Annotated in this window: 13 protein-coding genes; 5 read left to right on the top strand and 8 right to left on the bottom strand. The window is 74.3% G+C overall.

Annotated features, from left to right (window positions below; all coding sequences use genetic code 11):
- Positions 1 to 72: 72 nt before the first annotated feature.
- The gene (locus tag ACFYMO_RS07270; RefSeq protein WP_388544853.1) at positions 73 to 1,725 is read right to left on the bottom strand and encodes a multicopper oxidase family protein; all 1,653 of its coding nucleotides are present in this window, start codon (positions 1,723 to 1,725) and stop codon (positions 73 to 75) included.
- Positions 1,722 to 2,237, bottom strand: coding sequence for a hypothetical protein (locus ACFYMO_RS07265; RefSeq protein WP_388544850.1), 516 nt, complete (start codon positions 2,235 to 2,237; stop codon positions 1,722 to 1,724). Before ACFYMO_RS07265 ends, ACFYMO_RS07270 begins: the two co-directional genes overlap by 4 nt.
- A 273-nt stretch (positions 2,238 to 2,510) precedes the next feature.
- Between ACFYMO_RS07265 and ACFYMO_RS07260 the strand changes: the two genes are divergently transcribed.
- Both ACFYMO_RS07260 and ACFYMO_RS07255 read left to right on the top strand, forming a co-directional pair.
- Complete coding sequence (locus ACFYMO_RS07260) at positions 2,511 to 3,761, top strand: NAD(P)-binding domain-containing protein (RefSeq protein ID WP_388544847.1); 1,251 nt, start codon at positions 2,511 to 2,513, stop codon at positions 3,759 to 3,761.
- Positions 3,762 to 3,825: 64 nt separating this feature from the next.
- Complete coding sequence (locus ACFYMO_RS07255) at positions 3,826 to 4,206, top strand: SCP2 sterol-binding domain-containing protein (protein WP_388545231.1); 381 nt, start codon at positions 3,826 to 3,828, stop codon at positions 4,204 to 4,206.
- A gap of 7 nt (positions 4,207 to 4,213) precedes the next feature.
- Here the strand turns inward: ACFYMO_RS07255 and ACFYMO_RS07250 are convergent, their stop codons facing one another.
- Positions 4,214 to 4,678 (bottom strand): PPOX class F420-dependent oxidoreductase, encoded by a 465-nt coding sequence (locus ACFYMO_RS07250; RefSeq protein ID WP_366772264.1) that lies wholly within the window; start codon positions 4,676 to 4,678, stop codon positions 4,214 to 4,216.
- A 104-nt stretch (positions 4,679 to 4,782) separates the two neighbouring features.
- Positions 4,783 to 5,673 (bottom strand): hypothetical protein, encoded by an 891-nt coding sequence (locus ACFYMO_RS07245; protein ID WP_366772265.1) that lies wholly within the window; start codon positions 5,671 to 5,673, stop codon positions 4,783 to 4,785.
- 271 nt (positions 5,674 to 5,944) lie between these two features.
- Between ACFYMO_RS07245 and ACFYMO_RS07240 the strand changes: the two genes are divergently transcribed.
- The 3 genes from ACFYMO_RS07240 (at position 5,945) to ACFYMO_RS07230 (ending at position 7,859) form a co-directional block, all read left to right on the top strand.
- The gene (locus ACFYMO_RS07240) at positions 5,945 to 6,256 is read left to right on the top strand and encodes a hypothetical protein (RefSeq protein WP_366772266.1); all 312 of its coding nucleotides are present in this window, start codon (positions 5,945 to 5,947) and stop codon (positions 6,254 to 6,256) included.
- 89 nt (positions 6,257 to 6,345) lie between these two features.
- Positions 6,346 to 7,377, top strand: coding sequence for a Ppx/GppA family phosphatase (locus ACFYMO_RS07235; RefSeq protein ID WP_366772267.1), 1,032 nt, complete (start codon positions 6,346 to 6,348; stop codon positions 7,375 to 7,377).
- A 149-nt stretch (positions 7,378 to 7,526) separates the two neighbouring features.
- Positions 7,527 to 7,859 (top strand): chorismate mutase, encoded by a 333-nt coding sequence (locus tag ACFYMO_RS07230; RefSeq protein ID WP_366772268.1) that lies wholly within the window; start codon positions 7,527 to 7,529, stop codon positions 7,857 to 7,859.
- Positions 7,860 to 8,016: 157 nt separating this feature from the next.
- On the opposite strand, the gene pyk is transcribed toward ACFYMO_RS07230, so the two are convergent.
- The 4 genes from pyk to ACFYMO_RS07210 all read right to left on the bottom strand — a co-directional run bounded on the left by pyk (position 8,017) and on the right by ACFYMO_RS07210 (position 13,474).
- Positions 8,017 to 9,444 carry a pyruvate kinase gene (gene pyk / locus ACFYMO_RS07225; protein WP_366772269.1) on the bottom strand — a complete coding sequence of 476 codons (1,428 nt, stop codon included), beginning with the start codon at positions 9,442 to 9,444 and terminating at the stop codon, positions 8,017 to 8,019.
- A gap of 198 nt (positions 9,445 to 9,642) precedes the next feature.
- Positions 9,643 to 10,461: an SIMPL domain-containing protein gene (locus tag ACFYMO_RS07220; RefSeq protein WP_388544841.1), complete on the bottom strand. Its 819-nt coding sequence runs from the start codon at positions 10,459 to 10,461 to the stop codon at positions 9,643 to 9,645.
- A complete protein-coding gene (locus ACFYMO_RS07215) occupies positions 10,458 to 11,882 on the bottom strand; it encodes a lysine N(6)-hydroxylase/L-ornithine N(5)-oxygenase family protein (protein ID WP_388545228.1) in 1,425 nt (474 codons plus the stop codon). Before ACFYMO_RS07215 ends, ACFYMO_RS07220 begins: the two co-directional genes overlap by 4 nt.
- A gap of 83 nt (positions 11,883 to 11,965) precedes the next feature.
- A complete protein-coding gene (locus tag ACFYMO_RS07210) occupies positions 11,966 to 13,474 on the bottom strand; it encodes an aminotransferase class V-fold PLP-dependent enzyme (RefSeq protein WP_366772284.1) in 1,509 nt (502 codons plus the stop codon).
- Between the last annotated feature and the right edge of the window lie 176 nt (positions 13,475 to 13,650).

The raw sequence follows: 13,650 nt of genomic DNA, 5'->3' as shown, positions 1-13,650 counted from the left end.
GGCGGCCCCCGGGGGGCTTCCGGCCGGGAGCCGGCCGGGTGGAGCGGCACCGGGCCCGGGGCCCGGCGTCGGTCACACGATGCGGAAGTCCGCCATCATGGCCATGTCCTCGTGCTCCAGGTTGTGGCAGTGCAGCATGTACATCCCGCGGAACCCGGCGAACCGGATGAGGACGTCGACGACTTCGAACGGCCGCACGTCCACCGTGTCCTTCCAGCCCGCGTCCGAGTCCAGCGGCGCCTTTCCGCTGCGCGACAGCACCTGGAAGTGGGCCAGATGCACATGGACCGGATGGTGGAAGTCGCTGGTGAAGCGCCAGCGTTCCACCGAGTCCAGCCGGGGCGAGGCCAGCGGCGACCCGGGGTCGTACGGTTTCCCGTTGACCGTCCACATCCGCATGCCGTGCACCTGCTTCTGCCGGAAGTCGAACTGCCGGTCGACGACCGCCTGCCCGGCCTTCAGCCGGTCCACGTCCGCCAGCCGCCGCGGCACCCGGGGAGCGCCCGCGCCCCGCTTCGCCCGCCGCGTCACCCGGAACCGCATCACGTCGCGGGTGCGGCCGTGCCCCAGCGTGTTGACGAGCCGCACCTCCGACCCCACCGGGAACGCCGCGAAGTCGATGACGACGTCGAACCGTTCGGCGGGCGAGACCGGCAGCTCCTCGTGCTCGCGCGGCGCGCCCAGCAGCCCGCCGTCGCTGCCGACCTGGACGAACGCGGCGCCCTCCCGCGGTCCCGGATCCAGCGCGAGCCGGAAGCGGCGCGCGTTGGAGGCGTTGAGGACGCGGAAGCGGTACCGTTCGGCGCTGACCTCCAGCTCCGGCCAGGGCGCGCCGTTGACCAGGATGACATCGCCCGTCACCCCCTCCATGTACTGCGCGCGCACCCCGGGCTTCCCCGCGAGCGAGGGGTCGAGCGACGGATAGCGGAACGAGCCGTCCTCCTCGAAGGCCCGGTCGCAGATCATCAGCGGGATGTCCCGGGAGTCCTCGGGCAGCGGCAGCCCGCTCTCCTCGTCGTCGTGCACCAGGAACATCCCGGCCAGACCGCGCCACACCTGCGGGGCGCTGAAGTCCATCCGGTGGTCGTGGTACCACAGCGTGGTCGCACGCTGCTTCAGCGGATAGACGTACTCCTTGTGCCCGCGCGAGATCGTCCACTCCGACGGCTTCACCATCCCCGAGCCGCTGTACTCGCCCTTCCCGGCCTCCTCGGGGTGCCGCGGATCGGGGAAGCCGGAGGGCAGCACCAGATCCGTGGGATGCCCGTCGGACTCCGGCCGCTGCACGCCGCCGTGCAGATGGGTGGAGGTCGGCATCTCCAGCGCGTTGCGCACCCGCAGCCGCAGTTCGCGCTCCGACTCGCCGACGAAGGTGGGTCCGGGGAACCGGCCGTCGTAGCCCCACACCTCGGTCCTGAGGCCCGGCAGGATCTCCTGCTTGGCGGCGCGTTGCTCCACCTCGTACACCGCGGCACCGCCCCGGGTGCGCACCGGCTCGGCCACCGGCGGCACCGGCAGCGGCACCTGGAACGGCTCGGGCAGCCGTGCGGTGCTGCGCAGCAGTTCGCCGGAGATCCCGTCACCGGCCCGCGGTGCCCCGCAGCCCGCGGCCCCGCCCAGCGCCGCGGCGGCACCCGCTCCGCCGGCCAGGGCCAGCAGCCGCCGCCGCGCCGGACCGCGGCGCGGCGCGGACGGCCCGCCGCCGTCCTCGTACGGCGCGCTCATCCCCGCCTCCCGCGGCCCGGGCGGTACGCGTACGCCCAGTGGACGAGGGCGGTACCGGCGGAGACGAGGAACACGCCCATCGGGATGTGCAGTTCCAGCTCCCGCGCGTACCCCCAGCCCGCCTGCGTCGAGATGACGAAGCTCAGCAGCAGCGCCAGCACCGCGGGCCACAGCGGCCCGCGTCCGGGCCGCCACACCAGGACGGCCGCGAGCACCAGGACCCAGCCGGTGAAGGTGATGGTGTGGGAATTGATCTCGTGCAGTTCGAGCAGGTCCACGTCGCCGCTGATGAACATGCCCGCAAGTACCGGCTGCACCAGCAGCAGGAGCAGGAAGAGCGTCACCACCGCGCGCAGCAGCACGATCGGCCAGCGGCGCACCCGTGGCCCGGCGGCTCCGGCGGCGGTGCCGTCCGGCCCGGACGTGGGGGAGGGGGGCGGGGCCGGTCCCGGGGCGGGCCCGCGAGCAGCGTCCGGGGCGCCGTCGAGGCCCCCGTCGGGATTGTGTGCCATGGCGTGATCTCTCCGGGGTCGGGGTCTGGCCCGAGCGTAGGCAGACGCCGCTCGAGCAGGACTTGAGCCGTGGTCTCCCCGCGGCTGATGCACACCCGTCCGGGCTCCCGCGGGACGCGCCCGCCGGCCCCCGGCCGCGGCGGCACCGGGTGCCGGACCCCGGCCGGAGCGCGCCTCGATCGGATGTCGAGCGCGGGTGGTGACCGTGGGGGCCGTTCCCACGCATTGGAGGCGGACACCATGCAGGCTGATTCGCGGCCACCGTTCCGCGTCATGCTGCGGATGGAGATCCATCCCGGCAAGGAGCAGGAGTTCGAGGAGACCTGGCGCCAGGTGGCCACCGGTATCGCGCGCGAGCCCGCCAACCGGGGCCAGAAGCTGCTGCGTTCGGTCGAGGACCAGAGCGTCTACCACGTCCTCACCGACTGGACGGACGAGCCCTCCTTCCGCGCGTTCGAGCTGAGCGAGGCGCACGTCGAGAACCGGCGCAGGCTCCAGCCGTTCCGCAGGGGCGGGGAGATGGCCGTCACGGAGACCGTCCACGAGGTGCCGCCGGCATCCGGGCCGGCTCGGCAGGAGAGGCCCGCCGCCGCCGCCGCCGCCGGAGGAACCACCGCGACCGTGCCCGCCGCCGCCTCGGACGGCGCGCCGGCCTTCATCGGACTGGGCAACATGGGCGGCGGCATGGCCCGCCGCCTGCTGGACGCGGGATACTCCCTGACCGTCCACAACCGCACCGCGGCCAAGGCCGCCCCACTGGCCGAGGCGGGCGCCGCCGTCGCCGCGAGCCCCGCGGAGGCCGCGGCGGGCCGCTCCGTCGTACTGCTCAGCCTGGCCGACGAGGCGGCCGTCGAGGACGTGCTGTTCGGAAAGGTGGCCCCGGCGCTGGCACCGGGCGCCGTCGTCGTGGACACCTCGACCGTCTCCCCCGCCTACGCCCGCGAGTGCGCCCGGCGGCTGGCCGGACTCGGACTGCGCCGGGTGGAGGCGTGCGTCGTCGGCAACCCCTTCCAGGCCCGCGAGGGCAAGCTGCGGGTGTACACCAGCGGCGACGAGGCCGACATCGCCCGGGTCGGCGACCTCCTGGAGGCCCTCGGCAGCCAGGTCGTCCACCTCGGTGAACCCGGCACCGCCGCCACCCTCAAGCTGATCTTCAATCTGCTGCTCGGCGCGCAGGTGGCCTCCCTCACCGAGGCGGTCGCCTACGGCGTCGCCGCCGGGCTGGACCGCGACCAACTTCTCGCCTCCGTCGCGGAGAGCGGCTTCAGCTCGGTGGTGCTGCGCTTCCGCGCCGACCTGATGCGCAAGGGCGCCTACGAGCCCGCCTTCTTCCGGTCGACGCTGATGGAGAAGGACCTGCGTCTGGCCCTGGGCGACGCGGCGGAGGCCGGGGCGCCGCTGCCCGTCCTGGACGCGGTGCGCGAACGCTTCGCCGCCGTCAACGCCGCGGGCGACGGCGACAAGGACGCCTCCGTCCTGCTGGAGCACACCGTCCCGCAGGACGGCACCCGGGGCGCGTCGTGACCGCGCGCGAAACGGCCCCCACCGGCTCCGCGCTCTCGCCCGCACCGGCGGAACCGCCGACGTCCTGCCGCCCGAGGCGGCCGAGGCGCTGCTGGATCTGGTCTTCGAGTGCTTCCGTGCCCGGTTCGGCCCCCGGCGCGCCGCACTCGCCTCCGGGGTCTTCCACTACGAGATCGACACCCCGCACGGCGTCCGGCACCGCTACGTGGCCGTCGGCGGCGGAAGCTGTACCACCTCCGCCGCCCTCGACGGCCCCGCGGACGCCACCATCGGCGTGACGGTCGCGGACCTGGTGGCGCCGGCGGCGGGGGAGTCGAAGGGCACCGACGCCTTCGTCGGCGGCCGGCTGAAGATCTCGGGCGACGTGTTCTTCGCGATGAGCTGGATCGAGTGGTCCGGCGCCCGCAGCGGTTCCGCGTCCGGACCGGACGCGGAACCGGCGTGATCTCCCGTCAGGAAGCGAGGCGGGCGGGGAAGCCGCCCGTGGCGATCGGGCCCCAGCGCTGCGGCGTCACCCGGATCAGCGACTTGCCCTGCTTGACCATGGCCGCGCGGTACTCGCCCCAGTCCGGGTGCTCGCCCGAGACGGCGCGGAAGTACTCGACCAGCGGCTCCACCGCCTCCGGCACGTCCAGCACCTCGGCCGCGCCGTCGACCTGCACCCAGGGCCCGTTCCACTCCTCGGACAGCACCAGCACGCTCACCTCGGCGTCCCGGCGCGCGTTGTGCGTCTTGGCGCGCTCCGGGTAGGTCGCGACCACGATCCGGCCCGCGGAGTCGACCCCGCAGGTCAGCGGTGACGCCTGCGGAGTGCCGTCCGCGCGGCGGGTGAGCAGGATGGCCCGGTGCCGGGGCCGTACGAACTCCAGCAGCTCGTCGAGTCCGACCCGGGTGTTGGTAGCGATCGAGGGAGCCATACCCCCGAACCTACGCCATCGAAGCGCCCCCGGGAGCGCTCGGCGCCCCGCGGATCCGACGAGCGGATCCGACGAGCGGACCCGGCCAGGAGCGGGGCCCGGGTTCAGGTGTCGCAGGACCACACCGCGCCGCACAGCCGGCACCGGGCCCGCATCCGGCCGCGTACCGGAACCCGCAGCCGCACCCGGCAGGTGGGGCAGGGGAAGGACACCCGCGGCTCCTGCCCGTCGCCCGGCTCGAAGACGTACCCCGCGGAGCCGCCGCGGGCCGCGCCGTGCCGCCGGTCCCGCACGTAGCGGCGCCGCTCCACCCAGGGGGCCGCTGCCAGCGGCGGCATCTCCTCGTCCCGTTCCGCGACGCGACGGCCCCGTACGTAGGCCTCGTAGGCCTGCGGGCTGGTGAACTTCACCGCCGGGTCCTCGCCGCAGACCTGGGCGCGCTTGGCCAGTACGTAGCCGAACTCCTCGGGCGTGAGGTAGCCCAACTTCTGCGAGGTGAGGGCGTCCTGCCGGAAGGCGTCCAGCAGCAGCCAGCCCGAGCCCAGATAGGCGGCGGCCGTGTCGGTGAGGATCTCGTTGGCTCTGGTGCCCTCGAAGGCCAGCCCCAGGCGGTGCAGCCACACATGCGTCACCTCGTGCGCGAGGGCGGCCCCGATGTCGCGGCGGTGCTGCTTGAACCGGGCGTTCAGCTCGACGAAGTACTCCGGCCCGGCCTCCAGTTCGACGTTCGCGGCGTGGGTCATCCCCTCCCGGAAGCTGACGATCACCCGGGCCTCCGGCAACCGCAGATGCGCCACCATCACCCCCGCGATGCGCTGGGTGCCCGGGTACAGGTCATCGGCGTCGGCGAAGGCCACGTCGCCGGGTGCGACATCGGAGGCGAAGCCGCGTACCCCGTCCGCCGACAGCCTCCGGTAGAGGGCCGTGATCGCCTCGCGCACCGTCTCCAGATGCGGAAAACCCCGTTCCACGGGGTCGGTCGCCGGTCCGCCCATCTCCACACCCCCACAGCCCCCAGCACCCCAGCACACGGTCCACCGTCACCATAGCGCCGCACCGGGTGCCGGGCGGGGCAGCGACGGGCCCGGCGAGCGGGCCACACAGCCGGGTTTGCGGCCCGAGGTGTCGGTAATACGAGATGCCAAGTGCTTGGGAGGACAGGCACATCCGCGGGAGGTGGTCGCGCAGACCACCACGGGTGTGCCACCCGAGTCGCTTCCCGCGGTCGCCGGACAGCCACACCACGACTCGGAGGAGCGAGTACCCATGTGCGCAGCACCCCACCGCCACGTCCACGACCGTGTCCCGTACGCGCACCCGCACCCCGGCACGGGCGCGTTGCGCGAACAGCCGGTCGAGCTGCGCGACCGGGTGCGCGCCGCCGTCCTGGAGCTGACCGGTGCCCCGGGCACCGCCGCCACCGTGCAGCTGATCGCCCGGCACACCGGGCTGACCGGCGAGGAAGTCCGGGCCGGCCTGCAGGCCCTGCAAGGCCGCTGCGCCGTGGGGCGGCACCGGACAGCCGGGCACCGCACCGGTTCGCGGCCCCACGCGACCGGACGGGTCTCCACCGTCTGAGAGACTCCCGCTGCGGGGCGCCCACGGCCCGGCTCCCGCACGCCCCGCGGACCGCGCCGGGACGGGACGCGGCCGGCCGGAGGTCCGAAGTGCGCGTGGGGGTTCTCGACGTCGGCTCCAACACCGTGCGGCTGGAGATCGCCGACGCCGGAGGCGCGGTCCCGCTCCCCGTGCACACCGTCAAGTACCGGCTGCGGCTGGCCGACGACGTGGACAGCACCGGCCGGCTGCCCGAACCCGCCGTGCGGCGGCTCGCCGAGGCGGCCGCCGCCGCCCGGCAGGAGGCCGACGACTGGGGGGTGGTCCGGCTGACCGCCTTCGCCACGGCCATCGTGCGGGAGGCCCCCGACCGCGCCCGCATCCTCGCCGCCGTACGCGAACGCTCCGGGCTGGAACTGCGCCTGATGTCCGGCCGCCGGGAGGCGGAGCTGACCTTCCTCGCCGCGCGGCGCTGGATGGGATGGCGGGCCGGGCCCATGGTGCTCCTCGACATCGGCGGAGGTTCGGCCGAAGTGGCCTTCGGCCGCGCCGGAGTACCCGATCTGGCCTTCTCGTTCCCCCTGGGCGCCGGCCGGCTCACCCGCGAGTACCTCGGCACCGCCGACCCGCCCCCACCCGAACAGCTCCGGACGGTACGGCGGCTGGTGCGGCACGAGTTGCGCGATGTCGCCGCGCGCATCCGCTGGGAGCGGCCGCACACCGCCGTGGCCACCTCGCGCACCCTGCACCAGCTGGCCCGGCTGTGCGGAGCACCGCCCGGACGCGAAGGCCCCTTCACGCCCCGCTACCTGCACCGCGCCCGGCTCCGCAGCGAACTGCGCAGGCTGGCGCGGCTACCGGCGGCCGAACGCGCCGCACTGCCCGGCATCTCACCGTCCCGTGCGGGCCAGGCCCTGGCCGGAGCCGTCGTCGCGCACACCACCATGGCGCTGCTGGAGGTGCCGACACTGGAGCTGTGCCCCTGGGCGCTGCGCGAGGGCGTCCTGATCCACCAGCTCGAACGCGACGCGCTCCGCGGCCACCCGCCCGGTGCCGGCCACTCACCCGGCGCCGACCATCCGTCCCTGCCGGACCCGCCCGCCGTGGCGGGAAGTCCGACACCCCCGCACGCTCGTCCATAGGCAGCCGCCCCGGGCCCGGACCGCCGCTGGGGCCGGCGCCCGCCGCCGGTACCGACCGGCCGGGCCGCGCGATCCCGGGCGTCGCGTCCCGGTACCACGGCCCGGATCCGCCGCCGCGGAGGGATGCCGCGGACGGATAGGGTCGGGCGATGACCAGCAGCAGCAATCCCGGGCCCGACGAGGCCGTGCGCGCGGAGTTGACCGCGCTCCGCGACAGCATCGACAACATCGATGCCGCTGTGGTGCACATGCTCGCCGAGCGGTTCAAGTGCACCCAGCGGGTCGGCCGGCTCAAGGCCGACCACCGGCTGCCTCCCGCCGACCCGGCCCGCGAGGCACGGCAGATCGCCCGCCTGCGGGAACTCGCCCAGGACGCGAAGCTGGATCCGGCCTTCGCCGAGAAGCTGCTCAATTTCATCATTGCCGAGGTCATCCGCCACCACGAGCAGCTCGCGGGCGGTACGCAACAGCGGGCCGACTGACCGCTCAGCGGGCCGCCGACCGCTCAGCGAGCCGACCGACCGCTCAGCGGACCGGCGGGACCCGGGCGCCGCGGTCCGGCGGGCGTGCCGTGCCGGGCGCCCGCCGGGAACCGGCCCCGCCCGCGCCCGGCCGGGGCCGGACCCGCGGGCGCCGGACTCAGGAGTCCTCCTCGCCCAGCCGGTGCACGCGCACCAGGTTGGTCGAGCCGGGCACGCCGGGCGGCGAGCCGGCGGTGATGACCACCAGATCGCCCTGTTCGCAGCGGCCCAGCTTCAGCAGCATCTCGTCGACCTGGTCCACCATCTCGTCGGTGCTCGACACCATCGGACCGAGGAACGCCTCCACGCCCCAGGTGAGATTGAGCTGCGCGCGGGTGGCCGGGTCCGGGGTGAAGGCCAGCACGGGGATGGGGGAGCGGTAGCGTGACAGCCGCCGCACGGTGTCCCCCGACTGGGTGAAGGCCACCAGGTACTTGGCGCCCAGGAAGTCGCCCATCTCGGCGGCGGCCCGGGCCACCGCGCCGCCCTGCGTCCGGGGCTTGCCGCGCTCGGTCAGCGGCGGCAGCCCCTTGGCGAGAATGTCCTCCTCGGCCGCCTCGACGATCCGGCCCATCGTGCGCACGGTCTCGATCGGATACTTGCCCACACTCGTCTCGCCGGACAGCATCACCGCGTCGGTGCCGTCCAGCACCGCGTTCGCGACGTCCGAGGCCTCCGCCCGGGTGGGCCGGGACGCCTCGATCATCGAGTCCAGCATCTGGGTCGCCACGATCACCGGCTTGGCGTTCCTGCGGCACAGTTTGACGGCCCGCTTCTGCACCAGCGGCACCTGCTCCAGCGGCATCTCCACACCCAGGTCGCCGCGGGCGACCATGATCCCGTCGAAGGCGTCGACGATGGCCTCCAGGTTCGCCACCGCCTGCGGCTTCTCCAGCTTGGCGAGGACGGGCAGCCGGCGCCCCTCCTCCGCCATGACGCGGTGCACCTCCTTGACGTCGTGCCCGCTGCGGACGAAGGACAGCGCGATCAGGTCCGCGCCCGTGCGCAGCGCCCAGCGCAGGTCCTCGATGTCCTTCTCGGAGAGCGCGGGCACCGAGACGGCGACCCCCGGCAGGTTGAGGCCCTTGTGGTCGGAGACCATGCCGCCCTCGACGACCGTCGTGTGCACCACGGGTCCCTCGACCCGGGCCACCTCCAGGGTGACCCGGCCGTCGTCCACCAGGATGCGCTCGCCCGCCGTGACGTCGGCGGCCAGACCCGGATAGGTGGTGCCGCACATCGCGCGGTCACCCTCCATGACCTCGACCGTGATGGCGAACTCGTCGCCCCGTTCAAGGAATACAGGGCCTTCCTGAAAGCGGCCCAGCCGAATCTTCGGGCCTTGAAGGTCCGCCAGTACCCCTACGTTCCGCTTCGTCTCCTCCGAGGCGGCGCGCACCCGGTGGTAGCGCTCCTCGTGCTCGGCGTGCGTGCCGTGGCTCATGTTGAACCTGGCGACATCCATTCCCGCCTCCACGAGCGTCTTGATCTGCTCGTACGAGTCGGTGGACGGGCCCAGGGTGCTGACGATCTTTGCTCGGCGCATATCCCGAGCCTAAGACTTACCGACGCGTAAAGAACCGCCGCCGGAGAATTGTCCAACCGCCCTTTACCGAATAGCCATTGAATCCCGAGGACAACTAATAAAGTGGGCGCGCATTCGCTCTGATGAGCGTCCGCCCAGCCCTTCCGTCCCACCCGCCGAGACGGAACACCCCGGCGGAGCTCGCGCGCTCCTCGTGCCTCAGCCCAATCGCGGCGGGCTCATCACGAACCGCGCATTCACCTGCGCCGACACCGTCTGCACCTGCGGCTCCAGATCCAGCTCGGGCGGCGGACCCGCAGGCGCCCCGGCGAACCCCCGCATCCCGCCCGGCGCCGCCGGAAGCCGCGGCGGACCACTGCCCTCCGCGCCCAGATCGGCCAGCTCCACCAGCGCCACCAGGCTCGCGCCCAGCGCCTCCGCGTACTCCCGCGCCCGGGTCACCGCCTCCCGCACCGCCTGCTGCCGCGCCGAACGGTGCGCGGGCGAGTTCCGCCACAGCCCCCACCACGGCCCCTCGACCTGCGTCAGCTCCAGGTCGGCGAGCCGCGTCGTCAACTCGCCCAGCACCGTGAAATCCGTGACGGTGGCCTGCAGCCGCACCCGTCCGTGGTACGCGTGCACCCGCTCCCGCCGACTGCCGTCCACCATCTCGGGCTGCACGCTGAACGCCCCCGTCGACAGCTTCTCCACCGCGTCGCCATAGCTCTTGACCAACTCCAGCGCCTGCGCGTTCCGCCGGGTCAGATCCTCCAGCGCCCCGCGCCGGTCCCGGCCCCGCGCGGAGACCAGCACGCCGATCCGCGCGTACTCCGGGTCGAACTCCAGGCTCGCCTCCCCGCGCACCGCCACCCTCGGCGCCTCGGGAGTGCCGAACGGCGCCGCCCCCGCATCCCCCGACACCGGACCGAAACCCGCACCCGCCGCCGGGCCCTCGCCCGGACCGCCGGAGTCCGCACCGTACGGCGGCGGGGGCGGCGGCGGAGGGGGAAGCGGCGGAGTCCCGGGTATCTGCGTCATACGGACACTGTGGCAGACCGCCCCGCAGCGCCCGCGCCGCCGTCCGCCGCTGCCGGCCCTTCCCGCAGCCCGAACGTGGTGAAGGCCGTACGGCGCGGCAGCGGATAACTCTCCCGGCCCGTCACCGCGTTCAGGATCACCGCGCTGCGGTGCGCCGCCAGCCCCAGATCCGGCGCCCCCACCCCGTGCGTGTGCCGCTCCGCGTTCTGCACGAACACCGAACCGCCCACCGCGGGGTCCAGCACCAGCCGGTACTCCTCGTCCACCAGCGCCCGGCCCGAGCCGTCCCGGCGCACATACCCCTCCAACGCCGCCAGCAGCCCCTCCGCCGGACGCTCGGTGTAGCCCGTCGCCAGCACCACCGCGTCCGTCGTCAGCACACCCCGCTCCTGCTGCTCGCCATGCTCAAGATGCAGCTCCAGCCGCGACCCGCCGCCCCGCCCCGCCGCCCGCACCCGCACCCCGGGCGTCAGCACCACGTCCGGCCACCCGGCGGTCCCGCCGTCCCCGCCCCGGTCACCCGCGCCCCGGTCCAGCTCCAGCGTCCTGCGGTACAGCTCGTCGTGCACGGCCGCCAGCGTCCCGGCGTCCACCGCCTTGTGCAACTGCCCCTGCCGGGGCAGCAGCCCGTCCCGGGCCGGCTCGGACAACCCGTGGAAGTAGCGGGTGTAGTCCGGGGTGAAGTGCTCAAGCCCCAGCTTGCTGTACTCCATCGGCGCGAACGCCGGGCTGCGCGTCAGCCAGTGCAGCCGCTCCCGGCCCGCCGGACGCCCGCGCAGCAGATCCAGGAACACCTCCGCACCCGACTGTCCCGACCCGATCACCGTCACATGCCCGGCCGCCAGCAGTTCGGCGCGCCGGTCCAGATACTCCGATGAGTGGTACACCGGCACCGCCGGGTCCTGGGCCGACGGCCGCAGCGCCCGCGGCACGTGCGGCGCCGTACCGATCCCCAGCACCACGTTGCGCGCGTACGACCTTCCCAGCGTCAGCGCTTCGCCCAGCGCGTCCAGCCGGGTGAAGTCGACCTCGAACAGGTCCCGTTCGGCACTCCAGCGCACCGCGTCCACCTGGTGTCCGAAGCACAGCCCCGGCAGCCGCTCGCTCACCCAGCGGCAGTACGCGTCGTACTCCGCCCGCTCGATGTGGAACCGCTCCGCGAAGTAGAACGGGAACAGCCGCTCCCGCTCCCGCAGGAACCGCAGGAACGACCACGGGCTGGCCGGATCCGCCAGCGTCACCAGATCCGCCAGGAACGGTACCTGCAGCGTCGCCCCCTCGATCAGCAGCCCCGGGTGCCAGCGGAACTCCGGCCGCTGCTCGAAGAACGCGCCCCGCAGCCCGGCCACCCCGTCGCCCAGTGCCGCCAGCGAGAGGTTGAACGGACCGATTCCGACCCCCGCGAGATCCAGCGGCTCCACCGCCTCCCACCCCCCGCTGCTGTCTCGGCGGCCGTTCCCGCCGTCGTTCCCGTCGTCGGCCCGCCGTGCCCGCGCCACGCCCCTCACGCCTCCACTCCCTCGCCGGCCCCGTCCACCGGTTCCCCGTCCACCGGGTCCTGACCCCGGCCGCCGGAGTCCGCCTCCGCTGCCTCCGCCACCAGTTTCAGCAGCGCCGCCAGATCGCTGCCCCGCACCGCCGGATTGAGCACCGTCACCTTCCACCACAACCGCCCCTCCACAGCGGCCCGGCCCAGCACCACCTGCCCCCGCTCCAGCAACTGCCGCCGCACCCGCGCCACCAGCGCGTCATCCCCGCCGGCCGGACGGAACACCACGGTGGAGACCGCCGGCCGTGCATACAGCTCGAACCGCTCGTCCCCCGCCACCCGGTCCGCCAACTCCCGAGCCGCCGCACAGGTACGCTCCACCAGTCGGGCCATCCCCGCCCGCCCCAGCGCCCGCAGTGTCACCGCCACCTTCAGGACATCCGGACGCCGCGTGGTCCGCAGCGACCGCCCCAGCAGATCCGGCAGCCCCGCCTCCGTGTCATCGTCGGCGTTCAGATAGTCGGCCCGGTGGTCCAGCACGCGCAGCGCCGCCCGCTCCGGCACCGCCAGAAAACCCGCCGCCACCGGCTGCCACCCCAGCTTGTGCAGATCGAACGTCACACTGTCCGCTTCCGCCAGCCCCGCCAGCCGCTCCCGCAGCGCCGCACTGAACAGCAGCGGACCCCCGTACGCCGCGTCCACATGCAGCCAGGCACCATGCCGCCGCACCACCTCGGCCACCCGCGGCAGCGGATCGACCGCACCGGTGTCCGTCGTCCCCGCAGTGGCCACCACCAGCGCCCGCGCCCCCGCATCCGCCCGCGCCAGGCCACCCAACGCCGCCTCCAGAGCAGCCGGATCCAGCACGCCGCGCGGCGCCGGCACCACCAGCGGCGGCTCCAGCCCCAGCAGCCACGCCGAACGGTGCACACTGTGATGCGCGTTCGCACCGCACACCACCCGGGCCCGGCCCCCCGCGGCGGCCTGCCGCTCCCGGGCCAGCAGCAGCCCCAACTGGTTCGCCTCCGTACCGCCGGTCGTCACCAGGGCGTCCGGACCCGCCTCCGGGCACCCGGCATCCGGACCTGCGACCGGACCCGCGTCCGGGAAGACCAGCCGCGCCAGCTCCCGGCACACCAGCGCCTCCACCTCCGAAGCGGCCGGCGCCTGGTCCCACGAGTCCAGCGACGGATTCAGCGCACTCACCGCCAGATCAGCGGCCGCCGCCACCGCCAGCGGCGGGCAGTGCAGATGCGCCGCGCACAGCGGCTCCGCCGGATCGGCGGCATCCCGCGCCACCGCACCGACCAGCACCTCCAGCGCCTCCCGCGCGCCGACGCCCCGCTCCGGCAGCACCGCACCGACCGCAGCGCGCAGCCGCGCCGCGACCGCCCCGGGACCCCCCTCCGGCAGCGGTCCGCCCCGCTCCACCGCACCGCGCGACAACGCCCCCAGCACCGCGCCGAGCAGCGGGCGCAGCGCGGCCGGACCCGCCGCACCACCCGCCAGCGCACCGTCCCGCACCCCGGACTCCGGCTCCCGGTCCTGCCCCGGTTCCCCGCCCGGCTCCGGACCGGCCCGGCCCCCCGGAACGGGAAAGACACCCTGCAGGCCATCGACGGTGAACGCGGACACGGCGGCTCCTTCGGACACGGCGGACCGACACGACGGCGGCCACGGGTGGTTAGGGCGACCTAACT

Origin of the sequence: Streptomyces sp. NPDC007025 (assembly GCF_042869455.1) — a bacterium.
Lineage (GTDB): Bacteria > Actinomycetota > Actinomycetes > Streptomycetales > Streptomycetaceae > Streptomyces.
The sequence above is the reverse complement of the archived record's forward strand: the minus strand, read 5'-3'. Positions and strand labels throughout refer to the sequence as shown.

Bases quoted from the DNA above. Each gene is read 5' to 3' on its own strand.
- ACFYMO_RS07245 (WP_366772265.1), bottom strand. From the start codon at position 5,673: ATGGGCGGACCGGCGACCGACCCCGTGGAACGGGGTTTTCCGCATCTG.
- ACFYMO_RS07250 (WP_366772264.1), bottom strand. From the start codon at position 4,678: ATGGCTCCCTCGATCGCTACCAACACCCGGGTCGGACTCGACGAGCTG.
- ACFYMO_RS07270 (WP_388544853.1), bottom strand. From the start codon at position 1,725: ATGAGCGCGCCGTACGAGGACGGCGGCGGGCCGTCCGCGCCGCGCCGC.
- ACFYMO_RS07260 (WP_388544847.1), top strand. From the start codon at position 2,511: ATGCTGCGGATGGAGATCCATCCCGGCAAGGAGCAGGAGTTCGAGGAG.
- ACFYMO_RS07240 (WP_366772266.1), top strand. From the start codon at position 5,945: ATGTGCGCAGCACCCCACCGCCACGTCCACGACCGTGTCCCGTACGCG.
- ACFYMO_RS07220 (WP_388544841.1), bottom strand. From the start codon at position 10,461: ATGACGCAGATACCCGGGACTCCGCCGCTTCCCCCTCCGCCGCCGCCC.
- ACFYMO_RS07265 (WP_388544850.1), bottom strand. From the start codon at position 2,237: ATGGCACACAATCCCGACGGGGGCCTCGACGGCGCCCCGGACGCTGCT.
- ACFYMO_RS07230 (WP_366772268.1), top strand. From the start codon at position 7,527: ATGACCAGCAGCAGCAATCCCGGGCCCGACGAGGCCGTGCGCGCGGAG.
- pyk (WP_366772269.1), bottom strand. From the start codon at position 9,444: ATGCGCCGAGCAAAGATCGTCAGCACCCTGGGCCCGTCCACCGACTCG.